This window comes from Winogradskyella eckloniae (genome assembly GCF_013249045.1).
Taxonomy (GTDB): Bacteria; Bacteroidota; Bacteroidia; order Flavobacteriales; family Flavobacteriaceae; genus Winogradskyella; species Winogradskyella eckloniae.
The window spans coordinates 150,331-176,919 of record NZ_JABRWP010000006.1; the positions used below are offsets into that span (position 1 = coordinate 150,331).

The following is a 26,589-nucleotide window of genomic DNA, read 5'->3' on the forward strand; positions in this document are numbered from 1 at the left end:
TTAAAAAGACCTTATAGAAAACTACTTTTAATAACTTGGTGTATAATTATAAAAAAATTCTATCGTTATAGAATAGGTATTGAATTATATTTGAACCGAAATTAAATCATTCAAAAAATTGTAAAATAATGGTGTTACTCAAAAAACAGTTAATCATCGTTTTTCTAGTGTTTTCGTCATTTGTATTTGCGCAAAAATCAGCCGTTTATACAAGTGATTTACAAGACTATCAAAAGGCTTTAACGTTATACAACAATAAACAATATAAGGCATCACAGTCGTTGTTTCAAGACGTGAAAAATGACTCGGATGATGTGACGATTCAATCGGATTGTGCCTATTATATTGCTAATTGTGCTGTGCGATTAAATCAGAAAAATGCAGATGATTTAATCACAGAATTTGTTGAAGAATATCCAACAAGTACAAAGAGAAATACGGCTTTTTTAGATGTTGCCGATTACTATTTTAATAATGGTAAATACGCCTATTCCCGTAAATGGTATGAGCGTGTTGATGAAAGAAGCATTGCTCGTAAAGAAAAAGAAAGATTTAATTTTAATTATGGTTACTCTTTATATTCAACTAAAGACGAAAAGAAAGCAACGAAGTATCTCAACAGAGTTGTGAATTCTAAAGAATATGGTTCTCAAGCTAAATATTATATTGGGTTTTTAGCGTATCAAGGTGATGATTACGATACAGCCAATGAGTATTTTGATCAGGTTAGTGATAACGAAAAATATAAAGAGAAGCTATCCTATTATCAAGCAGATTTAAATTTTAAACTTGGTAAGTTTGATAAAGCTATTGAGCTAGCAGAAGCCCAATTGCCTAAAAGTAATGCAGCTGAAAAATCTGAACTTTCAAAAATCATTGGTGAAAGCTATTTTAATCTAGAAAAATATGCAGAAGCGATTCCATACTTAAAGGCATACAAAGGCAAGCAACGCAAATGGAATAATACCGATTATTACCAATTAGGCTATGCGTATTATAAACAAAATGATTTTGAAAGCGCTATTTCAGAATTCAACAAAATTATTGGAGGCGACAATTCTGTTGCGCAAAATGCCTATTACCATTTAGGTGAAAGCTATATTAATTTAGATAAAAAACAAGAAGCTTTAAACGCGTTTAGAAATGCATCTCAAATGGATTATGATCTAAAAATACAGGAAGACGCGTGGCTAAATTATGCAAAGATTAGTTATGATATTGGGAACCCTTACCAATCTGTACCACAAGTACTAACGAGTTATCTCGATCAATATCCAAATTCTGGCTACAAAGAAGAAATAGAAACTCTATTAATAGACTCTTATATCACATCAAAAAATTACAAAGAAGCTTTGGTGTTGTTAAAAGGGAAAAACAGTTTTGAGAATAAAGCAGCATACCAAAAAGTAGCATTTTTTAGAGCTGTAGAATTGTATAATGAGAACAAATTCAATGAAGCTTTAGATCTGTTTAATGGTTCTTTAAAAGAATCCATTGATCCTATTTATGTCGCTAGAGCAACGTTTTGGAAAGCAGAAACGGAATATAATCTCAGTAATTATAACGATGCATTAATTGGTTTTAAGCAATTTGCAGGTTTAAGTGAAGCTTCAAAATTAGAAGAAAATGAACACCTCAATTACAATTTAGCTTATACGTATTTTAAGTTGAAAGAGTATACTAATGCCTCTAGTTATTTTGAGAAGTTTATAGATTCAAATTCGGCAGATTTACTTCGAAAAAACGATGCCTATTTAAGATTGGCAGATGGTTATTTTGTGTCTAGTCAATACCAAAATGCAATTTCGGCTTATAATAAAGCCATTCAGATTAATAAAATTGAAACCGATTATGCAGCGTTTCAAACCGCTATGAGTCAAGGCTATTTAGGTAAAGGGTCTGCAAAAATTTCAGAATTAAAATCCTTTATTAATGACTATCCTAAATCGGCATTGCGAGATGATGCCATGTATGAGTTGGCTAACTCTTATGTAAAAGCGAGCGACACAGATAAGGCAATGCAAATGTATGATCGTTTAAATTCTGAATATAGTAAAAGTGCGTTTACATCTAAGGCTTTGTTGCGTCAAGGTTTAGTGTATTATAACGGAAACGACAACGAGCGTGCTTTGAGCAAGTTTAAAAAAGTAGCGACAGATTTTCCTGGCTCTGGTGAGGCTGTTCAAGCGGTTTCAACAGTAAGATTAATATATATAGATCTAGGTCGAGTTGATGAGTATGCCAATTGGGTGAGAACCTTAGATTATGTTGAGGTGACAGACGTAGATTTAGATAATGCCACTTATTTAGCGGCAGAAAAACCTTATTTAGATAATGAAACGGATAAAGCGATTCGTCAATTTAATAAATACTTAAATGAGTTTCCAAATGGTATTCATAATTTAAAAGCGCACTTCTATATGGCTCAGTTGTATTATAAAAAAGATTTATTTGAAAATGCGCAGCCACATTACAAAGCGGTTGTAGATGCTTCAAAATCTGAATATACAGAACAAGCAACGGTTAAACTTTGTGAGATTTATTTAAGTCAATCGCAATGGGATAAAGCCATACCAGTTTTAAAAGATTTGGAGTTAGAAGCAGATTATCCTCAGAATGTCATCTATGCACAATCTAATTTAATGAATGCTTACTACCAAAAGGAAGATTTTACTAAGGCAGAAAATTATGCCGAAAACGTATTAGGTAATTCTAATTTAGATACTAAAGTAACCAGTGATGCTAAATTAATCATAGCGCGTTCTGCCATAAAAACCGGAAATGAAACGAAGGCAAAAACAGCGTATGCTGAGGTAGAAAAAATAGCAACAGGTAGTGTTGCCGCTGAAGCACTTTACTATAATGGCTATTTTAAAAACAAAGCTGGTGAATATGAAGCATCTAACACAGTAATACAAAGATTAGCAAAGGATTATGGTAGCTACAAATTGTTTAGCGCTAAAGGATTAGTTGTCATGGCTAAGAATTTTTATGCTTTAGGTGATGCGTTTCAAGCAACCTATATTTTAGAAAGTGTGATTAGTAATTTTCCAGATTTTACGGAAGTGGTAAACGAAGCGCAACAAGAACTCAACAAAATAAAAGCAGAAGAAGCTAAAACAAATTCATCAATTGAAACTGAAGATTAAAACAATTCTTTCGGAAGGCGAGAAGTTTTAGTCAAAGTAAATTCAAATCAAAACCTATAAAATGAAAATCAAGTTTTTAATTTTTATACTCACCATATCAAGTAGTTTGTCTTTTGTGGTGGCTCAAGAAAAAGACACCATAGCAGACCAAACGGTTAATGTTATAAAACCATATCAGCCAACCATTTCAGATGCCTTTAAGATAAAGGATAATCCTAAATTAATAGATTCTAATGCTGTTAAGAAAAAGGACATTAAGTATAATATTTTTTCAATTCCTGTGGCTTCAACCTTTACTCCAGCAAAAGGAAAAGCAGCAACAGTAGATAAAGTGAAAGCTGTTAAATTATATGATAATTACGCCTCTTTAGGTGTTGGTACTTACACTACGATATTAGGAGAAGTATATTTAAACCATGAGTTAAGTAGAGATGAGAATGTTGGTGGTTATTTTAGTCATCATTCGTCTCAAGGTGGAATTGACGATTTATTACTAGATGATAATTTTTCAAAAACAAAATTGAACGCACATTACGCTAAAAACTTAAGAGAATTTTCTTGGAAAGTAGATGGCGGTTTTGATATGCAAACCTATAATTGGTATGGCTTACCACAAGAATTCTTTGGACAAGCAGAAGCAGATTTTATAGATTCTAAACATACCTTCACAAGCTTTAATATTGGTGGAAAAATTAATTTTGATGATGCTATTGTAAAAGATGCGAGTCTACGTTTTAGACGTTTTGGAGATGATCGTGGATCTGGAGAGAATTTATTCAATGCCAATACTAATTTTGAAGTATCTATACGAGATGCAGATATAGAAGCAGAAGTATTTTTAGATGGAATTTCGGGTAGTTTTGATACTAATTACGAAGATACTAGTGAACTAAATTATGGTAATTTTATGATTGGTTTAGCACCTTCATATCAGTTAAATAAAGATGATTTAACGATTAATTTAGGTGTGAGATTAACGTTCTTTAACGACACCGAATTAAGTAAGAGTAAGTTCTATATTCATCCAAACATAGACGCCTCTTACCGTTTAGTTGATGAACTTTTAATTGCTTATGGTGGTTTAACAGGTTCTGTGATTCAAAATTCGTATTATAGTTTTGCTAATACTAATCCATTTGTGTCGCCAACCTTGGGTGTAGCACCAACCAACCAGCAGTTTAGTGCTTTCGTTGGTGTTAAAGGAAAATTAACAAACAATCTAAGTTATAATGTAAGAGGTAACTATGGTTCTGAAAAAGGAAAAGCTTTATTTAAGTCTAATGGAGCACCAGACATACCAACTGAAGATTATCATTTTGGAAATTCATTTAATGTGGTTTATGATAATATTACTACATTTTCAATTTCGGGCGAATTAAATGTAGATGTTAACAGAAATTTTTCGCTAGGTATCAAAGGGCAATATTTTGCGTATGATACGAAAGATCAACCACAAGCATGGAATTTACCAGATTTGGAAGCTTCATTATTTGTAGATTATCAAATTACAGAACAATGGTTTGCAGGAGCAAGTGGGTATTATGTTGGTGAACGTAAAGATGAACGTATTGTAAATATGTTGTTTGCTCAGCCTAGTGTAACTAGAGTGAGTTTAGACAGCTATTTTGATCTTAATGCACACGTTGGCTATAAAATCAATGAGCAATTATCTGTATTTGCTAAAGCGAATAACATTTTTAATCAAGATTATGAGCGTTGGTTAGATTACCCAGTTCAAGGGATTCAACTTTTAGCAGGAGCAACGTATCAGTTCGATTTTTAATTCGGAAATATTTCCGTGTTTTTATTAAAATAAATAGGATCTATTTAGATATATTAAAAAGCGTTTCGGTTTCGAAACGCTTTTCTTATTTTTACAACAGCCTGCGATATAACATGAAGTGTTGTAAACACATGATGCAGATTGCCAACCACCAAAATCAAAAGCAATGATAAAAAAAATACTTTCTATTGTAATTCTCTTTACACTGTTTGCTTGCCAAAAAGATAAGCTTCAAGCGGATTTGATAGTGACAAATGCCAATATTTATACTGTAGATAAACACTTTAATAAAGCAGAATCATTTGCTGTAAAGGATGGTAAAATCATTGCTGTAGGATCAACTTCAGAAATTAATGACACCTTTAAAGCAATTGATACATTAAACGCAGATGGTAAAACTATAGTGCCAGGTTTTATAGATGCACATTGTCATTTCTTAGGTTTAGGTTTTAATCAGCAAGCGGTAGATTTAGTTGGTACAAAAAGTTTTGAAGATGTCATGAAGCGTGTTTTAGATTTTCAGAATGTAAAACGACAAAAATTCATCGTAGGTAGAGGTTGGGATCAGAACGATTGGGAAGACAAACAATATCCGAATAAAAAATTACTAGACAAATTGTTTCCTAACACACCAATTGCACTAACACGTATAGATGGCCATGCGATTTTGGTGAACCAAGCCGCTTTAGATTTGGGTAAAGTGACGAAGCATAGTAAAATTGATGGCGGAGAAGTTGTATTAGAAAACGGCGAATTAACAGGAGTTTTAATTGATAATGCGGAGTCTTTGGTAATGGAATTTTGGCCAGAACCAACAAAGCTTGAAGCAGCAAAAGCCTTATTAGAGGCTCAAAAAATATGTTTTGATTTGGGTTTAACAACCGTTGATGATGCAGGTTTAAACCAGGAATCTATTGAGCTAATTGAAGCGCTTCAAGCATCCGGAAAACTAAAAATGCGTATTTACGCTATGGTATCTTATTCCGAAGATAATTTAGACTATTTTTTAAGTAAAGGCATTACAAAAACAGATCGATTGAATGTACGGTCGTTTAAGTTTTACGCAGATGGTGCTCTAGGATCTAGAGGAGCGTTGTTAAAAGAACCATACAGTGATAAGCCTAATCATTTAGGTTTATTAGTTACCGACTTAGAAACTTTGAAAACATCGGCTGAGCGTATTGCCAATTCTGAATTTCAAATGAATACACATGCTATTGGAGATTCTGCAAACCATGCGGTTTTAGAAACGTATTCTAAGGTTTTAAAAGGTAAAAAAGATAAACGTTGGCGCGTAGAGCATGCCCAAATTGTATCTGATGAAGATTTTAAGATGTATAAAAATATTATGCCATCAATTCAACCAACGCACGCAACGAGTGACATGTATTGGGCAGAAGATAGAGTAGGAGAAGAACGTATAAAAGGAGCGTATGCCTATAAACAATTGCTAGAAGCTTATGGGAAAGTAGCCTTAGGAACCGATTTTCCTGTAGAACGTGTTAGTCCGTTTTTAACATTTTATGCCGCAGTTGGTAGACAAGATTTAGAGCAATATCCAGAAGGAGGTTTTCAAATAGAAAATGCGTTAACGAGAGAAGAAGCTTTAAGAGGAATGACCATTTGGGCCGCTTATTCAAATTTTGAAGAGAACGAAAAGGGAAGTATCGAAGTTGGTAAATTTGCAGACTTCATCATCTTAGATAAAGATATTATGACGGTTGATACTAAGGAAATTCCTAACATTAAGGTATTGAATACTGTCGTTGGAGGTGAAGTGCAGTAGAAGGGATTAGTTAAAAAAGTTTCAAAGTTGTAAAGTTTCAGAGAATCAAAGCTTCAGAGTTACACGGTGGATTAGTTACTGCGAGTCATAGATGTATACTAAAAATTCATTGACTGATTAACACATAAAACTTTGTGACTTTGCGAGCATTAATCTTCCTCAGAAACAAATTAAAACAAGCGCGCCAAATAATCAAAATGTTCGCCATCCATAACCTTTTCACATTTCAAACCAACCGTTAAACAAGCCGTTTTTAAAGTTTCAAAATCGAGATAAAGCCATTTCATTGCAGTTTCTTTTTCGCCTTTATAAGACAAATAGTAATCGAGTTCTCCAGGATAACTTTGGGTTAAGTCTAACCATTGTCCACCATCATCATCTTCGTACATATAAGAAATATCAGAAGAATCAATAAGAATTTGACCTCCTGGTTTTAATAGAGATTTTAAATGCTTTAAGTTTTGAGCAACTAGAGCTAATTCTTGAAAAATTCCTGTGCCATTCATCAATAATAGAATGGTGTCAAACGACTCCGTTTCTTCTAAAAGTGGTTGTAATGCGGCATTAATTACACCTCTTTTTTTAGCGACTTCAATTGCACCTTTAGAACTATCAATAGCTTTTACATTTAGTCCTTTATTTTGTAACCACAGCGAATGACTTCCAGAGCCACAACCTACATCTAAAATATTACCTTTAGATAATTGCAAAGCTTTTTGCTCTAGTTTTGGCATGTCTGCGTATGGTCTAAATAAATAAGGAAGTGGTAAGGCATCTTCATCAGATATATTTGTAGACGTGATAATGTCTTCAGTATAATTACCATTTTGGTAGTCTAGTAGTGCTTTGCCAAATATATCTTTCTTCATAAGTTTTGTGATTTGGAGTGATTTTGATTTTTCTCAAAATTGTATCGAGAACTTTACTTAAATTTGTTTTATGCAAGACCAAATCAATAACCTTCCTAAGCTGGCCAAAGATAAGCATAAGGAGAATAAAACCTTTTTTACAAAGCTAAAAAAGAAGCCTCCAAAACAGCTCGATTATTTAATGCAAGAATTGCATGAAGATGCGTTTGAGCGTACTGATTGTTTAGAATGTGCAAATTGCTGTAAGACAACAGGTCCTTTATTTACAGATAAAGATATTCAGCGTATTTCTAAGTCTTTTAAGATGAAAGAGCAACAGTTTATTGAAACGTATTTGCGTTTAGATGAAGAGAATGATTATGTATTGCAATCAGTGCCTTGTACGTTTTTAGGTGCAGATAATTATTGTTCTATATATGATGTGAGACCAAAGGCTTGCAGAGAATTTCCGCATACAGATAGAAAGAAGTTTCAACAAATTTCTAATTTAACCATGAAGAATGTTGCCATTTGTCCGGCTGCATATAACATTGTTGAAGAAATGAAAAAACGGATTCAATTTTAATATTTATGTCATTAGGAATAGTTTTTGATAGTTAATGTTTTAAAATTTATTTATGAGAAATCTGGTTATAAAAACAATATGTATTCTATTTACAGTGAACTGCACATTTGCGCAAGCTTGGATGACCAATTTGGACATTGCAAAAAGTATGGCATCGGTAGAAAACAAAATGATTTTGATGGTTTGGGAGGAGACATCAAAATTTCAATACCCTGTTTTTGTGAACGATGAAGAAGGTAATTTAATGCTAATTAATAACCTATTTGAAGATGAATACATAAGTCCTTTAATATGGAAAAATTTTGTGCCTGTTATAGTGAGCGAATATCAATATGCAGATTTGTATCATGAAATTAAGGGCAAAAGAAGTCAAGCCTATATAGATAAATTTAATGATGATACGATAAAGATTTTAGATGTTAATGGTAATATTTTAAATGTTAACGGCAACCCAGAAGACTACGAGAATATATCGGTGTTTATTAAGAATTATGCATTAAATACAGAATTTATTTCTCTAGAATTAAAAGGGTATCGTCAAAAAAAGGATTTCTATTCTGCTTATTATTTAGCTTCAAAATATTTAGACTTTTCTCTGTTTTTGAATGCCAATGTGAGGCGTGATGTAATAAGGTTGTCAGAGATTTACTTAGACGAAGCTAATTTGTTTTTACAAAGTGAAGGCGATAAAAAAGGATTGTCTCAACGCTTAGAACTTTTAAGAATTAAATACGGCTTAATTAAAAAACGACCGAAAAAAGTTTTAAGGCAGTTAAAACGCCTAGAACCAGAAACGATAGAAAAATCTAATGAAGGCTTTTTTGCATTTTTGTATTATACAACATATACAATTTTAGAGGATAAAACCAATGCCGAGGAATGGAAATCTAAGATTTCTTCAGTAAATTTGAAGAAAGCACAACAGATTATAAATTTAAATAATAACTAATTGAAGAACATTATTGATTATTTTGAAACCATTCCTTCGTTACACAGAAGTCTTATACTTATTGGTGGACTAACATTTTTTTGGTTGCTAGAAAGTGGCTTGCCGTTGTTTAAATTTAAGTATAAGAAATGGAAGCATGCGCTACCAAACTTATTTTTTACACTGACCACAATCATTATCAATTTTGCATTAGCATTTTTACTTTTAGGTTCTGCAGATTGGGTCGTTGCAAACGATTTTGGTGTTATTAATTGGTTACCACAAATGCCGCTATGGTTGTATGCTTTGCTAGGTATTTTATTACTTGATTTTTTTGGTGCGTATTTGGCACATTATGTAGAGCACAAAGTAAAACCACTATGGATGGTGCATTTGGTACATCATACAGATCATAAGGTAGATACAACTACGGCTAATAGACATCATCCTGTAGAAAGCCTAATAAGATTTGCTTTTACTTTATTTGGTGTTTTTGCCGTTGGTACACCAATTGCATTAGTAATGCTTTATCAAGCAATGTCTTTAATATTTACACAATTTACACATGCCAATATAAAATTACCTAAAGGTGTAGATAAAGTATTAAGCTATGTTATAATTTCGCCAGATATGCATAAAACGCATCATCATTATAGGCTACCATATACAGACTCTAATTATGGAAATATTTTTAGTATTTGGGATCGTATTTTTGGAACCTATATGTACATGGATCGTGAAAAGTTAATTTATGGTGTAGATGTTTTTCCAGATGAAGTTAAAAACAGCAATATAAAAGAACTGCTAAAGCAGCCATTTCAAAACTATGAAAAGCCAACACTTTCGGCAGATACTGAAAATTAAATTATTATTATGGTTGATATTGTGTTGTATGCGTTGTAATGAAAACAAAAGGCAAATAGACATTCAGGGACACAGAGGCTGTAGAGGTTTAATGCCAGAAAACACGTTACCTGCGTTTGAAAAAGCGATAGATTTAGGCGTGAATACTTTAGAATTAGATATTGTTATTTCCAAAGATAACAAAGTCGTAGTGTCACATGAGCCTTTTATGAATCCTGTGATTTGTTTAGACGCTGTAGGAAATGAAATTCCGGAAGCTTTGGAAAAACATTATAATTTATACGACATGAATTATAATGAAATTAAACAGTTTGATTGTGGTTTAAAATTTCATCCGTCGTATCCAAAACAAGAAAAACTAAAAACTTATAAGCCATTACTATCTGACGTTTTTGAACTGGTAAAGCAAAAAAAATCTAATGTTACTTTTAATATTGAGATAAAATCAGAGAAGGCCTATTATAACATTTTTACGCCACAACCAGATCGGTATGTAAAATTGGTTTTAGATGAGATTACTAAGCATCAAGTAGAATCTCTAGTTGTTCTTCAGTCATTTGATGTGCGAATTTTAAGAGAAATTATAAAACAATCTCCAGAAACAGTCATCGCTTTATTGGTGGAAGAAGACGAAGATATTTGTGGGAAAATTTCCATGTTAGATAGTGAAAAAATGCCCAATATCGTAAGCCCTTATTACAAACTATTAGACGCAACTATTGTAAGAAATTTAAAAGCAGAAAATTTTAAAGTGGTTCCTTGGACGGTAAATGAAACACAAGACATGAAGGCATTAATCGCTTGGGATGTTGATGGGATTATTAGTGATTATCCAGATCGGTTAATTAAGGTGTTGCAAGAATAGTACCTATAAAAAACATAAAACACAGCACTTCTTCTCCTTTTTATGCAGTTCATAGGCTTTTTAGGTCTATAAATATTAATAATTCTTAGGTTTAAGACAGAGGGAATTTATTTTTATGGTGTTATCACAGGTATTGTGATGCTAATTATATTTATTTTGAAAAACTTTATACGCATTTTCCTCATTTTAATTCTAGCAAGTCTGCTAGGTTTTACTTTACAAAATCACGAAAATTCTAAGCTTAAAAAAGACACGAATAGTAAAGACACGAATAGTCGTGCTGCAGAACTAATTGACGATCCTATACTTTACAAGGATCATCGCAACAATTCATCAATTGTAGATTAAGTATAATCGACGCCTTTTTTTGTACGCTTCTAGGTCTTTTTTCCAAGTAGCTTTTATGGCTTCTTCAGTTAAGCCAGATTCAATTTGTTGCTGTAATAATGAAGTGCCAGCATGTGTCGTGAAATTTGAAGTATTAAAAAATTTAGATTTGTCTGTAGCGTGATGATACGCATCAATGATATATTTAAGACTAAAAGAGCGTTCTGCTTTAATTGTAGACAAATCCACACCATAACAAATTTTGTTTTGATGTTTTGGGTATTTAGAGCCAAAATTTGAAACAGGCGTATAAGAGAAAGGATAATGATTTTTATCTAAAAATGGCGCACCATACCTTTGAAATTGATATTCAGTACCTCGACCAGCATTTATGTTAGTACCTTCAAATAATCCCAAACTAGGATATAATCGAATAGATTGGTCATTAGGTAAATTAGGAGAAGGTCTTATAGGCAACTTATAAGAACGAGAATGACTGTAGTTTTTTAATTCTACAACAGTAATATCGCATTTGATACCATGGTTTAACCAAGCTTCGCCATTGATCATTTTGGCATATTCGCCAATGGTCATACCATGAACGAGAGGAATAGGATGCATTCCTAAAAAGCTACTGTGCTTTTTTTCTAAAACGGGACCATCAATATAATTACCATTTGGATTTGGTCTATCTAATATTAATAAAGGAATATCATTTTCAGCACAGGCTTCCATTACATAATGTAAGGTTGAAATATACGTGTAAAAGCGTACACCAACATCTTGAATGTCAAAAACCATAAGATCGATATCTTTTAAATGCGCTTTTGTTGGTTTTTTATATTTACCATGTAATGATATAATAGGAAGATTAGTTTTGGTATCAACACCATCTTTTACTAATTCACCTGCATCTGCTGTGCCTCTAAACCCGTGTTCTGGAGAAAATACCTTTTTAATATTAATCTGGTGTTTTAGTAACGAATCTACTAAGTGAATATAAAGTCTGGCCGAATGAATGGTTTCTAATGCTCTAGGTGTAACATCGATAACACTGGTTAAATTGGCTACAATCCCAATGCGCTTATTCTTTAATAAATCAATATACTGTTCGGTTCTATTCGCGCCAACAATAATTGGTTGGTTTTGAGTCGCTATTGTTTGGCTATGCGTTGGTGCAATAGACACAGAATCAGTGACATTCAATACACTAGACGTAGCTTTGCCATCCGAAATGTTTTCATTACCAGTCCCGACCTCAGTCTTCATTCTGTTTCCACAAGAAAACGTAAAGAGGAAAATCCCAATAATTATCGAGAATAAAACTGTATTTTTGACAACCTTTAAAAGCATATAGTAGGTTTGAATTTCGAGTTATTTATAGCTAAACGTATAATTGGCAATAAAACGTATAAAAGTAGTGTTTCGGCACCAATTATTAAAATTGGTATCGCAGCAATTGCTATTGGTATTATTGTAATGCTCATTGCCATAGCAACAGGCTTAGGTTTACAGCAAAAAATTAGAGACAAAGTTGTAGCGTTTAATGGACATATAGAAATTACTAATTATGACACCAATGCTTCAGATGAGTCACAAGTGCCTATTTCCATAGATCAAGATTTTTATCCTAACTTTAATAGTGTTGAAGGCGTTAATCATGTCCAAGCTGTAGCAACAAAATTTGCGATTATTAGGACCAAAACAGATTTTGAAGGCGTAGTCGTAAAAGGTGTAGGAGCCGATTATAATTGGGACTATTTCGAAGAATTTTTAGTAGAAGGACAACTTCCAGATTATACACAAAAACGAAATGAAGATGTGCTTATTTCTTCGTATTTAGCAAATAGATTAAACTTTAAAGTTGGTGATAAATTTCAAACGCTTTTTGCAGAACAAGAAGATAAATTACCGAGAATAATGAATTTGAAAATTGTAGGTATTTACAACTCAGGTTTTCAAGAGCTCGATGAGAAATTTCTTCTTGCAGATTTAAGACATATTCAGCGATTGAATAAATGGAAATCAGATCAAATAGGAAATTTTGAGGTTTTTATAGATGATTTTTCTGAAATAGATACTATTAGCCAACAGGTTTATAAAAATACAGACTCTCATTTAAATGCTATTTCAATTACTCAAAAATTTTACACCATTTTTGAATGGATTAAAATATTTGATAAAAATACCTACGGCATTATAGCTATAATGATAATCGTAGCTGGTATTAATATGATTACAGCGTTATTAGTGTTGATATTAGAACGCACTCAAATGATAGGCATATTAAAAGCATTGGGAAGCTCTAATTGGACTATAAGAAAAATATTTTTGTATAACGCGTCTTACTTAATTGGTTTAGGTTTGTTTTGGGGCAACCTCATTGGCTTAGGCTTGCTATTTGCTCAAAAATATTTGAAGCTTTTTCCTCTAAATCCTGATACCTATTATGTGAGTACTGCACCTGTTTATATCAGTTGGGATTATGTACTGTTGCTCAATATAGGTACATTTTTAGCGTGTTTGTTAATGTTGCTAATTCCTTCTGTAATTATTTCTAAAATATCACCAGTGAAGGCGATGAGATTCGATTAATATAGCGTAATTGCTACGCGCTTTTTTTATTTATTGGCATAGTTTCGGTTTTAGGTTAGCCAAGATAATATCCAACTTTTAACTATATACTTTTAACTTTTCACTTATTTTTGTAACCGCAAAAAAACAAAAATGGACTACGTAGATAATATATTAGGTACAATAGGTAATACACCATTAGTTAAAATGAACAAACTGGTTGAGGATTTACCATGCTTAGTACTTGCTAAATACGAAACTTTTAATCCAGGAAATTCTGTTAAAGACCGAATGGCTTTGCAGATGATTGAAGATGCTGAGGCTGATGGAAGATTAAAACCAGGAGGCACAATAATAGAAGGAACTTCTGGTAATACAGGCATGGGATTAGCCTTAGCTGCTATAGTTAAAGGATACAAGTGTATTTTCGTAATGGCAGATAAGCAATCTAAAGAAAAGGTAGATATTATGCGTGCTGTTGGTGCTGAGGTTATTGTTTGTCCTACAAATGTAGAACCTACAGATCCACGTAGTTATTATTCGGTTTCAAAACGTTTAGGTGAAGAAACACCAAATGCTTGGTATGTCAATCAATATGACAATCCGAGTAATACAAAAGCACATTACCAAAGTACAGGTCCCGAAATTTGGAAACAAACCGAAGGTAAAATTACCCACTTCGTTGTAGGTGTTGGCACAGGAGGAACCATTTCTGGTGTTGGTAAATATCTCAAAGAGCAAAACCCAAATATTAAAGTTTGGGGTGTAGATACTTATGGTTCTGTTTTTAAGAAATATCACGAAACAGGCATTTTCGATGAAAACGAAATATATCCTTATGTCACCGAAGGAATTGGAGAAGATATATTGCCAAAAAATGTAGACTTTAGTTTAATTGATGGCTTTACCAAAGTAACAGATAAAGATGCATGCGTTTATACACAACGTTTAGCAAAGGAAGAAGGTATGTTTTTAGGAAATTCTGCAGGTTCTGCTATTAAAGGTGTGTTACAGTTAAAAGAACATTTTAAACCAGACGATGTCGTTGTGGTTTTATTTCATGATCATGGAAGCCGCTATGTTGGAAAAATGTTCAATGATGATTGGATGCGTGAGATGGGATACATAGAATAGATTATTCGTGTAACACCCATGAAACTAAAATATTATAAATAAAAATCCTGATTAGTAGTCAGGATTTTTTTATTTTAGAGCATGCAAGAGGATTTCCTACATTATATCTGGAAACATAAAGCCTTTGATTCAGCCGTATTAAAAACTACAAAAGAAGAATCAATCCGTATCATTAATTTAGGACAGCATAATCATAATGCAGGTCCAGATTTTTTTAATGCTCAGCTTCGAATAGCCGATCAACTTTGGGCCGGAAATGTAGAAATACATTTAAAATCTTCAGATTGGTATGTTCATAGTCACGAAACGGATAAGGCCTATGATAATGTAATTCTTCACGTCGTTTGGGAGCACGATACTGAAATTTATAGAAAGGACAATTCCGAAATTCCAACTTTAGAACTAAAACACTATGTGGATTTAAGTCTAATACACAAGTATAGACAACTTATGGAATCTAAATCTTGGATAAATTGTGAATCTAGTTTTTCTGATGTGGATGATTTCTTATTCAATAATTGGCTAGAACGTTTGTACATCGAAAGGTTAGAACGAAAATCACAAACCATTCATCAATTATTAAAAGAATCTAATAACGATTGGGAAGCAGTAATGTTTAAAATGGTATTAAAAAACTTCGGATTAAAAGTGAATGGAGAACCATTTTTTAGTTTAGCCAATTCCATTGACTTTTCAATACTTAGAAAATTACAAAGTGATGTTTTAGATGTAGAAGCATTATTATTTGGCCAATCGAATTTGTTGAGAGATTCTGGTGTAGAAGAGGTTTACTTTAACGATTTAAAAAAACGTTATGAATTCTTGAAACAAAAATTCAATCTTACTAACCTTGGTGTATTACCATTGCAATTTTTTAGACTAAGACCACCAAATTTTCCTACTGTTCGTTTATCTCAATTCGCAAATTTGTATAGTAAGGAACAAGGTCTGTTTTCTAAAATATTACAACTAAAATCTAAAGATGCTATTTACGAGTTTTTTGATTTGGGTGTAACCGAATTTTGGCAAACCCATTATACATTTAAGAAGTCTTCAAAATCCTCAAAAAAACTATTAACGAAATCGTTTGTAGATTTACTCATCATAAATACCTTAATTCCTATTCAGTTTAGTTATGCTAAATCCTTAGGGAAATCGGTAGAAGATGATGTGTTTCAGCTTATTAAAGAATTAAAAATAGAGCATAACAGTGTAGTGTCTAAATTTTTAGATTTAAAAACAATTGATAAAAATGCACTAAATTCTCAAGCTTTGATTCAATTAAAACAAAATTATTGTGATAAAAATAAGTGTTTACAATGTGCAATTGGTAATAGCTTAATCGTTAAAATTTAGGTAACTTGCATGTTATGAATAAATCTCACAGTTTATTATTATATTTTCAAAAACGAGGCTATTACGTTTGTCAGCGTATTGCAGATCGTTTAGGGATTAGAGCAAAAATTGTTAGAACATCATTTATGTATTTAACGTTTGTAACCGTTGGATTTGGTTTTGCCCTATATTTGTTTTTAGCATTTTGGATGCGAATAAAAGATATTATTTACACAAAACGCTCTTCGGTTTTCGATTTATAATTCACAATGGATAATCCGCTAATAAGACTATATAGATCTAAGATTTACACGGCAATAATGATGTTAGTGATTTTGCTAACAGTTGGTGTATGTGGTTATAGATTTATCTCAGATTATGATTGGTTAGATGCTATTTACATGACTGTAATAACCGTTACTACTGTTGGTTTTGCAGAAGTAAATCCGTTAGATACGCAATCTAAAATATTTACCATATTTTTAATTTTGGCGAGTGTAGTCATTGTAGGTTATGCAATTTCTATTATTACTGAATTTATACTTAGTAAAAATAATTTTGAAGACATAAAACAACGTAAAATGCAAAAGAAAATTGATGCCATGACAAATCATATTATCATTTGTGGTTTTGGTCGAAATGGAAAACAAGCTGCGAGAAAGCTAGAAGATTATAATAAACCTTATGTCGTTATAGAACGCGATAAGGATATTATAAATAAATTACAAGAAGACGCTATTCCTTATGTTTTTGGAAATGCCAATGAAGATGAAGTGTTAAGTGAAGCTGGCATTGGTAAAGCCAATACATTAATAAGTGCTTTACCGAGTGATGCAGATAATTTGTTTGTGGTTTTGTCAGCCAGACAGATCAACAAACAATTAAAAATTATAAGTAGAGCATCTCAAGAAACATCCTATAATAAACTAAAATTAGCAGGTGCTAATAATGTCATATTACCAGATAAAATTGGTGGTGATCATATGGCTTCCTTGGTTGTGATTCCAGATTTAGTAGAATTTATTGATAACCTTGGCATTGTAGGTGAACGTAACATTAACATCGAAGAAGTACAAGTAGAGCAACTATATAATATTAATGAGGTTAAGACGATTAGGGAGTTAGATCTTCGAAAAAAATCGGGTTGTACAGTTATTGGTTTTAAGGATGATAAAGGTGAATATATTGTAAATCCGGAAGCTGATACAAAACTCATTCCAGGTTCTAAAGTAATTGTTTTAGGGCGTCCCGAACAGATCAGAAAATTGAATTTAGAATTCAATATTGGTCAATAGATGCAACCATTTTAACTAAATAGACTTTAAAAACTCAATAATTTTTAGCATCTTGTCAACTTTAATCACAAAACTAACTAACAACTCTTACACATGAAGAAATATCTTCTATCAATTTTTGCCCTTATATTACCATTATTAAACATTGCTCAAGAAGCCCAAGAAGTAGGTATTGATCAAAAAATAGACGACGCTTTTGAAAGTGCCACTGGTTGGTTTGTACGCGCAATATTTTACCAGATTGATTTTGGAGGAGGCGTAAAAGTATTTTGGGTATTGTTTCCATTAATTTTAGGTGCATTATACTTTACCATTTATTTTAAGTTTATAAATTTTAAAGGCTTTTTTACTTCAGTAAATATCGTAAGAGGAAAATATGATGATATAGATCATCATGAATCTTTAATTGGTGCAGGTGACTCAACACCAGGTGGCGATAATATTGAAACCATTGCTATAGAAGATCACGAAGGAGAAGTGTCTCACTTTCAAGCTTTAACAGCAGCATTGTCTGCAACCGTAGGTTTAGGAAATATTGCAGGTGTCGCTATTGCAGTATCAATTGGTGGAGCTGGTGCAACATTTTGGATGATCATAGCCGGTTTTCTAGGTATGGCCTCTAAATTTGTGGAATGTACATTAGGTGTAAAATATAGAGATATTTCAGAAGACGGAACCGTATTTGGTGGACCAATGTATTATCTAACCAAAGGTTTAAATTCTAAAGGATTAGGTGGTTTAGGAAAAGTATTAGCCGCAGTTTTCGCAGTATTTGTAATTGGTGGCTCATTTGGAGGCGGAAACATGTTTCAAGTCAACCAAGCTGCTCAATTATTTGAGCATATGACAGGAGGCGAAGAATCGTTTATAAATGGATACCGTTGGGTATTTGGTTTGGTGATGGCGATTCTTGTTGGTATCGTAATTATTGGTGGTATAAAGAAAATCGCGAAAGTTACTGATAAGATTGTACCATTTATGGTTGCCATTTATGTAGCTGCTTCACTTTTTGTAATCTTTGCGAACTTTAGCATGGTTGGAGATGCATTCATACAAATATTTAATGGAGCATTTAGTCCAGAAGGTGTAGCAGGTGGAGCAATTGGTGTTTTAGTACAAGGATTTAGAAGAGCAGCTTTTTCAAATGAAGCTGGTGTTGGGTCAGCGTCTATTGCACATTCAGCTGTAAAAACAAAATATGCCGCATCGGAAGGTATGGTAGCGTTATTAGAACCATTTATTGATACAGTTGTAGTTTGTACAATGACTGCTTTAGTATTGGTTATTACAGGTAATGTAACTTCAGCAAATGCAGGTTTAAATGATGCTGAAGCTATTTTATTAACGTCTGGTGCATTTGAGTCTGTTATCTCATGGTTCCCATATGTTTTAACAGTGGCTGTAGTATTATTTGCATTTAGTACTATGATTTCTTGGTCATACTATGGTTACCAAGGTTGGGCTTATTTATTCGGAAGATCTAAAAATACAGAATACATTTATAAAGTGCTATTTTGTTTATTTGTTATCGTAGGAGCATCAATTAGTTTAGGTTCAGTTATTGGATTCTCAGACGCCATGATTTTTGCTATGATGGTACCTAATATGGTAGGTTTAGTGATTCTTGCACCAAAAGTAAAGGAAGAATTAAGTAAATTTATGAAGGCTATTAAAGCGAAATAAGCCTTACAAATATTAATTTCAAAATATTATGAAATCCCATTTCCAGTTTACTAATCAACAACGGAATGGGGTTTTTTTGTTGTTGGCATTGATTGTAATTATTCAATGTCTTTATTGGTTTGTTCCTAATATTTTTTTTAACACCTCAGATGATAGCATAAAGAACAATACTAAACTTGATGAATTTAGAAAAGAAGTAGATGCTTTACGTTTGGTTGAAATGGAGAATAAGAAACCAAAAATTTATCCTTTCAATCCTAATTATATAACAGACTATAAAGGCTATTCTTTAGGAATGTCTAATGAAGAAATTGATAGGTTACATCAATTTAGGGCAACCAATCAATGGGTTAATTCTGCCAAAGATTTTCAGAACGTGACTAAAGTTTCAGATTCGTTTTTAGCTAAAATTTCGCCTTATTTTAAATTTCCAGAATGGATTTCTAACCCAAAACCAAAGTCTCAAGGTTATAATAATTCATATTCAAAAGCTTCAACACCGAAATCATATAATCAAAAGATTGATTTAAATATTGCTTCAGCGAACCAATTGCGAAAAGTTTATGGTGTAGGTGAAAAATTGTCTGAACGGATTATTAAATATCGAAATAAATTTAGTGGAGGATTTATTTCAGATATTCAGTTAAACGAAATATATGGTTTAGAACAAGAAGTGATTGAGCGCATTAAAAATGATTTTACAGTAAAGACACCAAGAGCTATTCAAACCTATAATTTAAATACTGCAACTAGAGATCAGTTAGTCACAATTCAGTATATAGATTATGAAATTGCGAACAATATTATTGAAGAAAGAACACTTAGGGGTGGCTTTAATGCGATAGAAGATTTACTAAAGGTAGAAGATTTTCCTATCAAAAAATACGAGATAATTAAACTATATTTGCAGCTCTAAAAACAACAATGTATGTCTGACTTATATTTTACTGAAGAACACAATCTATTTAGATCTAGTCTTAGAGATTTTTTAAATAAAGAGGTTGTGCCTCATATTGATAAATGGGAAGAAACTGGTCATATTGAACGTTTCATCTGGAAGAAATTTGGAGATATGGGTTACTTTGGTTTAGCGACACCAGAAAATTATGGTGGATTAGATTTAGATTTGTTTTACACGGTTATTTTCTTAGAAGAATTGCAACGAATTAATTCTGGTGGTTTTGCAGCAGCCATGTGGGCACATGCTTATTTGGCAATGACACATTTAAATAAAGAAGGGAATCATGAGCAAAAAGAAAAATATTTAACACCAAGTGCGCTAGGTGATGCTATTGGTTGTTTATGTATTACGGAACCATTTGGTGGAAGTGATGTTGCTGGTATGAGAACTACAGCTGTTAGAGAAGGAGATACATATAAAATAAATGGATCTAAAACATTTATTACAAACGGAGTTTATAGTGACTATTTAATTGTTGCGGCTAAGACAAGCCCTGACCTCGGAAATAAAGGTATAAGCATTTTTGTAATGGATAGAAATACACCAGGTATTTCAGCTACAAAATTAGATAAACTAGGATGGAGAGCATCGGATACTGGTGAAATTGCATTTGATAATGTTGAGATTCCTGCAGCAAATTTAATGGGTGAAGAAAATCAAGGTTTTCCTTATATAATGCAACATTTTGCTCTTGAACGATTAATTATGGCGGTGAATGCGCATGCTAGAGCACAGTATGCTTTAGAATATGCTAAACAATATATGAGTGAACGTACTGCTTTTGGTAGAACAATTGATAAATTCCAAGCATTAAGACATACATACGCAGATTGTGAAACTCAGATGGAGATTTGTAAGCAATTTAATTATTACGTAACCAAGCGTCTAGATTTAGGCGACTATGTTGTAAAAGAAGCCACGATGGCGAAATTGCAATCTACAAAAATGGCAGATGATGTCATTTACCAATGTCTTCAGTTTTTAGGTGGTTATGGATATATGGAAGAATATCCATTAGCACGTATGGCTAGAGATAGTCGCCTAGGTCCAATTGGTGGTGGAACATCTGAGATTCTTAAAGAGATAATTGCAAAAATGGTTATTGATAATAAAGATTATAAGCCCGCGACCTAATATATTGTATTCCATATATGGCGCTTAAAATAGATCTTTAGAAGCGCGTAAAAATTAAATTAAGAATTCTTAAAAATTAAAACCTATCAAAATTATGATAGGTTTTTTATTGTATTCGTATTTTGTGTATATATTATTTATGAATTTATTAACACGAAAACGTTTTCGTGTGTATTTGTGTTTTGTTCAACTTTAATATTTCATTAGTTTTAAGAACAACTAAATTAATAACTATGAAATATTTTAAACTTTTTGGATTAGCGTGCTTAGTCCTATGTTGTTTTCATTGTAGTCAAGATGAAATTACTACAGAAAACGAATCAATTCAGCCAACTAAAGTCACTGTTGCTACTGCAAAAAACGGATTAAAACCAATAGGAACAGGTGTTATGATGCAAGCTTTTTATTGGGATGTTCCTGCAGGAGGAACGTGGTGGAATACCGTAAACTCAAAAGTAGCGGCTTGGAGTACTGCCGGAATCGATGCCATCTGGGTGCCGCCAGCTTCAAAAGCGCAGAATGGTCCATTTTCAATGGGTTATGATCCTTTTGATTATTATGATTTTGGAGAATACAATCAAATGGGTAGTGTTGAAACACGTTTTGGCTCTAGAACAGAGTTAATAAATATGATAAACACGGCACATCAAAATGGCCTTAGTGTTATTGCAGATATTGTGATAAACCATAATAGTGGAGGAGCTAGTGAGTCAAATCCGTATGCTGGTGGAAATACCTGGACGGATTTTAATCCTATGTCAGGATTATTCTACAGATCAGCAACTGATTTTCATCCAAACAATATTCAAAATAATGATAGTGGTGCATTTGGCGGTTTTCCAGATTTATCACATAACCAAACTTATGTGCAAGATTGGTTATGGAAAAACTCAAATAGTGTGGCTAAATATTACAGAGATGTCATAGGCTTTGATGGCTGGCGTTTTGACTATGTTAAAGGATTTGATCCATGGGTAGTAAAAGCATGGAAAGACGAAGTAGGTGGGTTTTCTGTGGGTGAATTATGGGATAGTAATGTATCGTTATTAAATTCTTGGACGAGCTCTGCTGAGGCTAGTGCTTTTGATTTTGCCTGTTATTATAAGATGAAAGATGCATTTATGGGTAATAATTTAAATGCCTTAAATGATGATATGTTATGGAAGCAAAATGCATCTAGAGCAGTGACATTTGTTACCAATCATGATACAGATGAAATAATTAATAATAAAATTTTGGCTTATGCATATATATTAACACATGAAGGTTATCCTACTATTTTTTACAAAGATTATGAAGAGTGGTTAAATAAAGAACGTCTTAATAATTTAATATGGATACACAATAATTTAGCTGGCGGATCTACTCAAATATTGCATGTAGACACAGATGAATATATCGCTAAACGAAATGGTTATAATAATTCTGGTTTGGTAGTATACATTAATAATTCTAACTCATGGCAAGAAAGATGGATAGAAACCAATTGGTCTAGCACCAAAATTAAGGATTACACAGGGCATTCTAATTGGGAGCCTACAACTCAATCTGGTAAATGGGTGAAAATTCAGGCACCACCTAAGAGTTACTCTGTTTGGTCTGTAAAGTAATTTTTATGTAAAATGAGACTAAATCCTACTTTTTAAAGTAGGATTTTTTTTTGAACATAACTTTATATTTATGATAACTAATGGCTATATTTAAGTTTTGGTAAACAAATTAGATGAGCATTCAAGCATTTTCAGATTATTTATTATTAGAAAAAAAATATTCAGAGCATACTGTACTAGCATACACAAGAGATATCGAAAATTTTCAAAAGTTTTTAGTGCAACAACAGTATACCAATGATGTATCAAAGGTAAATTATTTTGAAATCAGGCAGTGGATAATTGCATTGGTAGATCAAAACATAACCAACAGATCAATAAATAGAAAAATATCTTCTTTAAATAGTTACTTTAAATTTTTATTAAAGACGGAAGAAATAAAGTTAAATCCGTTAAAACAACATAAGGCATTAAAGGTTGGTAAAAAAGTGCAATTACCGTTTTCAGAAAAAGAATTACTAACCGTTTTAGAAAGTACAATTAAGGTTGTTGATTTTGAAACTGCCAGAAACCATTTTATAATAGAATTGTTTTATGCCACAGGTATTAGAAGAATAGAACTTGTAAAGTTAAAAATAAGTGATATTGATAGAAGTAATGGTTTAATAAAAGTGTTGGGAAAACGAAATAAAGAAAGATATATTCCGTTAATAGAATCACTGCGCATATCATATAATAGATATATAGAATATCGAAATAACTTACCTGTCGTTATAGATGATGAGATGTTATTTTTAACTAAAGATGGTCTTAAAATTTACGAAAAACTTGTTTACAGAATAATAAATAAGTATTTTAGTGAAGCATCTACGAAATCAAAATGTAGCCCTCATGTATTAAGACATTCGTTTGCAACGCACTTGTTAAACCAAGGGGCAGATTTAAATACGGTTAAAGAACTACTAGGGCATGCCAGTTTAGCATCCACACAAGTATATACACATAGTAGTATAACAGATTTAAAAAAAGTGCATTCAAATTCACATCCGCGAAATCAAAAATAAGTTGGGTTTGAATGTCTTAAGATCAAAAAATATAGAAAAGATAATTTGTAGTTATTATAGATGTTTAATTTAAATTAAGATATATGAAAGTAAACACCCAATCCGTTAATTTTACGGCAGATAGTTCGTTAATAGATTTTATTCAAAAAAAAATGGATAAATTAGATATGTATTATGATAAAATTATTCAATCAGATGTCTATTTAAAAGTGGAGAATACAAGTGATAAAGAAAATAAAATTTTTGAAGTAAAAGTCAGTGTACCAGGCGATAGTTTCGTGGTTAAGAAACAATGTAAATCGTTTGAAGAAGGGGCAGACGCTGCTATTGCATCCTTAGGAAGGCAAATAAAAAAGAGAAAAGAAAAACTAAGAGCACATAGTTAGATAAAATTTTTTTAAAAAATGTTTTGAATAATTAAATAAAGTCTTACATTTGCAGTCCGTTAGAAATAGCGGACTTTTTTTAAGTCTAATTTTGGCGTAAAAAAAGTAAGAAAAAGCCGATGTAGCTCAGCTGGCTAGAGCAGCTGATTTGTAATCAGCAGGTCGTGGGTTCGAGTCCCTCCATCGGCTCTAAAAAAAGTTTAATTTTTTAGCTTGAAAAAGAATTAAACGATTTGTAAATTGAAATTTTGAATTTAATTTTTGGGGAGATACTCAAGCGGCCAACGAGGGCAGACTGTAAATCTGCTGACTATGTCTTCGCAGGTTCGAATCCTGCTCTCCCCACAATTTTATTTTATGGTTAAAAAAGTGTACTTTTGCAAAACCATTTAAAATAGAAGAATAGATTTTTTTAAATCTATGAGTAAATTGAAATGTTGATTACCATTCAGAATGTAATAATTCTGATAAATGCGAGAGTAGCTCAGTTGGTAGAGCGTCAGCCTTCCAAGCTGAATGTCGCCGGTTCGAACCCGGTCTCTCGCTCTAAAATTTACGAGTTAAGATTTAGACTTTTATATCGTAATTCGAAAATCGGCTATCGTAAGTGAAAAGCCGGTGTAGCTCAGGGGTAGAGCGTTTCCTTGGTAAGGAAGAGGTCACGAGTTCAAATCTCGTCATTGGCTCTTTTTTCTAAGTGCAAATTAGAATTAAACAATTGAACACTAATATTAAATTAAGAATAAAATAAATTAAACATGGCAAAGGCAACTTTCGATCGTTCAAAACCACACTTAAACATTGGTACTATTGGACACGTAGATCACGGTAAAACAACTTTAACTGCTGCTATTACTAAAGTATTAGCTGATGCAGGTTTATCTGAGGCAAGATCATTTGATCAAATTGATAACGCACCAGAAGAAAAAGAAAGAGGTATAACTATTAATACTTCTCACGTAGAATATGCAACTGCTAATCGTCATTACGCTCACGTTGACTGTCCAGGTCACGCGGATTACGTAAAGAACATGGTTACTGGTGCTGCTCAAATGGATGGTGCTATATTAGTTGTTGCTGCAACAGATGGTCCTATGCCACAAACTCGTGAGCATATCTTACTTGGTCGTCAGGTAGGTATTCCTCGTATCGTTGTATTCATGAATAAAGTGGATATGGTTGATGATGAAGAGTTATTAGAATTAGTAGAAATGGAAATCAGAGATTTATTATCATTCTATGAATATGATGGTGATAATGGTCCTGTAGTAGCAGGTTCTGCTTTAGGTGCACTTAACGGTGAGCAAAAGTGGGTTGATACTGTAATGGAGTTAATGAAGCAAGTTGATGAGTGGATTGAGGAGCCTGTTCGTGATATGGATAAGCCTTTCTTAATGCCTATTGAAGATGTGTTTTCGATTACAGGTCGTGGTACAGTAGCAACTGGTCGTATTGAAACTGGTGTTGCTAACACAGGAGATCCTGTTGAGATTATTGGTATGGGTGCTGAGAAATTAACATCTACTATTACTGGTATCGAAATGTTCCGTCAAATATTAGATAGAGGTGAAGCTGGTGATAATGCTGGTATCTTATTAAGAGGTATTGAGAAAACTCAAATTTCTAGAGGTATGGTAATTACAAAACCAGGTTCTGTAACACCTCACTCTAAATTTAAAGCAGAGGTTTATATCCTTAAAAAAGAAGAAGGTGGACGTCATACACCATTCCATAATAACTACCGTCCTCAGTTCTACGTACGTACAACTGACGTAACAGGAAATATTGCACTTCCTGATGGTGTTGAAATGGTAATGCCAGGTGATAACTTAACAATTACTGTTGAGTTGATTAACACAATTGCAATGAACGTAGGTTTACGTTTCGCTATCCGTGAAGGTGGTAGAACAGTTGGTGCTGGTCAGGTTACTGAAATTTTAGACTAAACAAAATAGTAAAATAATTAATTAAGGTGTCCTGATATTTCGGGATGCCTTGATTATTGTTTACGGGTTTAGCTCAGTTGGTAGAGCACTGGTCTCCAAAACCAGGTGTCGGGAGTTCGAGTCTCTCAACCCGTGCAACTTATATAGATCAAATAGAGATCTTAAAAATAAAATAAATCAAATGGCAGGATTAATAACATATATAAAAGAATCGTTTGAAGAGTTGAAAAACAATGTGTCTTGGACACCTTGGCCTGAAGCTCAAAAACTGACAGTGATTGTAGCTGTTTTTTCAATTATTTTTTCATTAGCTATTTGGGGAGTTGATACTGTTTTTAGTAAAGCAGTTAAGGCTTATTTTGAAATGATTCACTAACAAATATACAATTAA

The 26,589-nt window shown here is 32.7% G+C and carries 22 protein-coding genes and 5 tRNA genes; 25 read left to right on the plus strand and 2 right to left on the minus strand.

Going from position 1 to position 26,589, the window contains the following annotated elements; translation table 11 throughout:
* Positions 1-128: 128 nt before the first annotated feature.
* The 3 genes from HNV08_RS11925 (at position 129) to HNV08_RS11935 (ending at position 6,718) form a co-directional block, all read left to right on the plus strand.
* Positions 129-3,149: a tetratricopeptide repeat protein gene (locus HNV08_RS11925; RefSeq protein ID WP_173281554.1), complete on the plus strand. Its 3,021-nt coding sequence runs from the start codon at positions 129-131 to the stop codon at positions 3,147-3,149.
* Between the two features lie 61 nt (positions 3,150-3,210).
* The gene (locus HNV08_RS11930) at positions 3,211-4,932 is read left to right on the plus strand and encodes a porin family protein (protein WP_173281555.1); all 1,722 of its coding nucleotides are present in this window, start codon (positions 3,211-3,213) and stop codon (positions 4,930-4,932) included.
* Between the two features lie 166 nt (positions 4,933-5,098).
* Complete coding sequence (locus tag HNV08_RS11935; RefSeq protein WP_173281556.1) at positions 5,099-6,718, plus strand: amidohydrolase; 1,620 nt, start codon at positions 5,099-5,101, stop codon at positions 6,716-6,718.
* Positions 6,719-6,888: 170 nt separating this feature from the next.
* On the opposite strand, the gene HNV08_RS11940 is transcribed toward HNV08_RS11935, so the two are convergent.
* On the minus strand, positions 6,889-7,587 hold the full coding sequence (locus HNV08_RS11940; protein ID WP_173281557.1) for a class I SAM-dependent methyltransferase: 699 nt from the start codon (positions 7,585-7,587) through the stop codon (positions 6,889-6,891).
* 70 nt (positions 7,588-7,657) lie between these two features.
* Here HNV08_RS11940 and HNV08_RS11945 point away from each other — a divergent pair, with 70 nt between their 5' ends.
* The 4 genes from HNV08_RS11945 to HNV08_RS11960 all read left to right on the plus strand — a co-directional run bounded on the left by HNV08_RS11945 (position 7,658) and on the right by HNV08_RS11960 (position 10,809).
* Positions 7,658-8,152, plus strand: a complete 495-nt coding sequence (locus tag HNV08_RS11945; RefSeq protein ID WP_173281558.1) for a YkgJ family cysteine cluster protein — start codon at positions 7,658-7,660, stop codon at positions 8,150-8,152.
* A 94-nt stretch (positions 8,153-8,246) separates the two neighbouring features.
* Complete coding sequence (locus HNV08_RS11950; RefSeq protein ID WP_173281559.1) at positions 8,247-9,101, plus strand: hypothetical protein; 855 nt, start codon at positions 8,247-8,249, stop codon at positions 9,099-9,101.
* Positions 9,102-9,944, plus strand: a complete 843-nt coding sequence (locus HNV08_RS11955) for a sterol desaturase family protein (protein WP_173281560.1) — start codon at positions 9,102-9,104, stop codon at positions 9,942-9,944.
* A 28-nt stretch (positions 9,945-9,972) separates the two neighbouring features.
* Positions 9,973-10,809, plus strand: a complete 837-nt coding sequence (locus tag HNV08_RS11960; protein WP_173281561.1) for a glycerophosphodiester phosphodiesterase family protein — start codon at positions 9,973-9,975, stop codon at positions 10,807-10,809.
* Between the two features lie 333 nt (positions 10,810-11,142).
* Here HNV08_RS11960 and HNV08_RS11965 read toward each other — a convergent pair whose 3' ends face one another.
* Positions 11,143-12,489 carry an exo-beta-N-acetylmuramidase NamZ family protein gene (locus HNV08_RS11965; protein ID WP_173281562.1) on the minus strand — a complete coding sequence of 449 codons (1,347 nt, stop codon included), beginning with the start codon at positions 12,487-12,489 and terminating at the stop codon, positions 11,143-11,145.
* Positions 12,490-12,498: 9 nt separating this feature from the next.
* On the opposite strand from HNV08_RS11965, the gene HNV08_RS11970 reads away from it, so the two are divergent.
* The 18 genes from HNV08_RS11970 to secE all read left to right on the plus strand — a co-directional run bounded on the left by HNV08_RS11970 (position 12,499) and on the right by secE (position 26,574).
* Complete coding sequence (locus tag HNV08_RS11970) at positions 12,499-13,731, plus strand: ABC transporter permease (protein WP_173281563.1); 1,233 nt, start codon at positions 12,499-12,501, stop codon at positions 13,729-13,731.
* Between the two features lie 132 nt (positions 13,732-13,863).
* A complete protein-coding gene (locus HNV08_RS11975) occupies positions 13,864-14,844 on the plus strand; it encodes a PLP-dependent cysteine synthase family protein (RefSeq protein ID WP_173281564.1) in 981 nt (326 codons plus the stop codon).
* An 81-nt stretch (positions 14,845-14,925) separates the two neighbouring features.
* Complete coding sequence (locus HNV08_RS11980; RefSeq protein WP_173281565.1) at positions 14,926-16,200, plus strand: DUF2851 family protein; 1,275 nt, start codon at positions 14,926-14,928, stop codon at positions 16,198-16,200.
* A gap of 14 nt (positions 16,201-16,214) precedes the next feature.
* A complete protein-coding gene (locus HNV08_RS11985; RefSeq protein ID WP_173281566.1) occupies positions 16,215-16,442 on the plus strand; it encodes a PspC domain-containing protein in 228 nt (75 codons plus the stop codon).
* Between the two features lie 6 nt (positions 16,443-16,448).
* Positions 16,449-17,474 (plus strand): potassium channel family protein, encoded by a 1,026-nt coding sequence (locus HNV08_RS11990; protein WP_173281567.1) that lies wholly within the window; start codon positions 16,449-16,451, stop codon positions 17,472-17,474.
* A 93-nt stretch (positions 17,475-17,567) separates the two neighbouring features.
* A complete protein-coding gene (locus tag HNV08_RS11995) occupies positions 17,568-19,157 on the plus strand; it encodes an alanine/glycine:cation symporter family protein (protein ID WP_173281568.1) in 1,590 nt (529 codons plus the stop codon).
* 28 nt (positions 19,158-19,185) lie between these two features.
* On the plus strand, positions 19,186-20,073 hold the full coding sequence (locus HNV08_RS12000; protein WP_173281569.1) for a ComEA family DNA-binding protein: 888 nt from the start codon (positions 19,186-19,188) through the stop codon (positions 20,071-20,073).
* A gap of 12 nt (positions 20,074-20,085) precedes the next feature.
* Complete coding sequence (locus HNV08_RS12005; RefSeq protein ID WP_173281570.1) at positions 20,086-21,252, plus strand: acyl-CoA dehydrogenase family protein; 1,167 nt, start codon at positions 20,086-20,088, stop codon at positions 21,250-21,252.
* Between the two features lie 233 nt (positions 21,253-21,485).
* Positions 21,486-22,862, plus strand: coding sequence for an alpha-amylase (locus HNV08_RS12010; RefSeq protein ID WP_173281571.1), 1,377 nt, complete (start codon positions 21,486-21,488; stop codon positions 22,860-22,862).
* Positions 22,863-22,975: 113 nt separating this feature from the next.
* Positions 22,976-23,866 carry a tyrosine-type recombinase/integrase gene (locus HNV08_RS12015; protein ID WP_173281572.1) on the plus strand — a complete coding sequence of 297 codons (891 nt, stop codon included), beginning with the start codon at positions 22,976-22,978 and terminating at the stop codon, positions 23,864-23,866.
* Between the two features lie 83 nt (positions 23,867-23,949).
* Complete coding sequence (gene hpf, locus HNV08_RS12020) at positions 23,950-24,252, plus strand: ribosome hibernation-promoting factor, HPF/YfiA family (protein ID WP_173281573.1); 303 nt, start codon at positions 23,950-23,952, stop codon at positions 24,250-24,252.
* 115 nt (positions 24,253-24,367) lie between these two features.
* A tRNA-Thr gene (locus HNV08_RS12025) sits at positions 24,368-24,441 on the plus strand.
* 74 nt (positions 24,442-24,515) lie between these two features.
* Positions 24,516-24,597, plus strand: a tRNA-Tyr gene (locus HNV08_RS12030).
* Positions 24,598-24,725: 128 nt separating this feature from the next.
* Positions 24,726-24,798 (plus strand) — tRNA-Gly (locus HNV08_RS12035).
* A gap of 68 nt (positions 24,799-24,866) precedes the next feature.
* Positions 24,867-24,938, plus strand: a tRNA-Thr gene (locus HNV08_RS12040).
* Positions 24,939-25,010: 72 nt separating this feature from the next.
* Complete coding sequence (tuf, locus tag HNV08_RS12045) at positions 25,011-26,198, plus strand: elongation factor Tu (protein WP_173281574.1); 1,188 nt, start codon at positions 25,011-25,013, stop codon at positions 26,196-26,198.
* 62 nt (positions 26,199-26,260) lie between these two features.
* Positions 26,261-26,333: transfer RNA gene (locus HNV08_RS12050), tRNA-Trp, on the plus strand.
* Positions 26,334-26,379: 46 nt separating this feature from the next.
* Positions 26,380-26,574: a preprotein translocase subunit SecE gene (secE, locus tag HNV08_RS12055; protein ID WP_173281575.1), complete on the plus strand. Its 195-nt coding sequence runs from the start codon at positions 26,380-26,382 to the stop codon at positions 26,572-26,574.
* Positions 26,575-26,589: the final 15 nt, after the last annotated feature.

Bases quoted from the DNA above. Each gene is read 5' to 3' on its own strand.
- HNV08_RS11945 (WP_173281558.1), top strand. From the start codon at position 7,658: ATGCAAGACCAAATCAATAACCTTCCTAAGCTGGCCAAAGATAAGCAT.
- HNV08_RS12015 (WP_173281572.1), top strand. From the start codon at position 22,976: ATGAGCATTCAAGCATTTTCAGATTATTTATTATTAGAAAAAAAATAT.
- HNV08_RS11965 (WP_173281562.1), bottom strand. From the start codon at position 12,489: ATGCTTTTAAAGGTTGTCAAAAATACAGTTTTATTCTCGATAATTATT.
- HNV08_RS11990 (WP_173281567.1), top strand. From the start codon at position 16,449: ATGGATAATCCGCTAATAAGACTATATAGATCTAAGATTTACACGGCA.
- HNV08_RS11960 (WP_173281561.1), top strand. From the start codon at position 9,973: ATGCGTTGTAATGAAAACAAAAGGCAAATAGACATTCAGGGACACAGA.
- tuf (WP_173281574.1), top strand. From the start codon at position 25,011: ATGGCAAAGGCAACTTTCGATCGTTCAAAACCACACTTAAACATTGGT.
- HNV08_RS11935 (WP_173281556.1), top strand. From the start codon at position 5,099: ATGATAAAAAAAATACTTTCTATTGTAATTCTCTTTACACTGTTTGCT.
- HNV08_RS11925 (WP_173281554.1), top strand. From the start codon at position 129: ATGGTGTTACTCAAAAAACAGTTAATCATCGTTTTTCTAGTGTTTTCG.
- HNV08_RS12000 (WP_173281569.1), top strand. From the start codon at position 19,186: ATGAAATCCCATTTCCAGTTTACTAATCAACAACGGAATGGGGTTTTT.
- HNV08_RS11975 (WP_173281564.1), top strand. From the start codon at position 13,864: ATGGACTACGTAGATAATATATTAGGTACAATAGGTAATACACCATTA.
- secE (WP_173281575.1), top strand. From the start codon at position 26,380: ATGGCAGGATTAATAACATATATAAAAGAATCGTTTGAAGAGTTGAAA.
- HNV08_RS12010 (WP_173281571.1), top strand. From the start codon at position 21,486: ATGAAATATTTTAAACTTTTTGGATTAGCGTGCTTAGTCCTATGTTGT.
- HNV08_RS11985 (WP_173281566.1), top strand. From the start codon at position 16,215: ATGAATAAATCTCACAGTTTATTATTATATTTTCAAAAACGAGGCTAT.
- HNV08_RS11980 (WP_173281565.1), top strand. From the start codon at position 14,926: ATGCAAGAGGATTTCCTACATTATATCTGGAAACATAAAGCCTTTGAT.
- HNV08_RS11940 (WP_173281557.1), bottom strand. From the start codon at position 7,587: ATGAAGAAAGATATATTTGGCAAAGCACTACTAGACTACCAAAATGGT.
- hpf (WP_173281573.1), top strand. From the start codon at position 23,950: ATGAAAGTAAACACCCAATCCGTTAATTTTACGGCAGATAGTTCGTTA.
- HNV08_RS12005 (WP_173281570.1), top strand. From the start codon at position 20,086: ATGTCTGACTTATATTTTACTGAAGAACACAATCTATTTAGATCTAGT.
- HNV08_RS11930 (WP_173281555.1), top strand. From the start codon at position 3,211: ATGAAAATCAAGTTTTTAATTTTTATACTCACCATATCAAGTAGTTTG.
- HNV08_RS11995 (WP_173281568.1), top strand. From the start codon at position 17,568: ATGAAGAAATATCTTCTATCAATTTTTGCCCTTATATTACCATTATTA.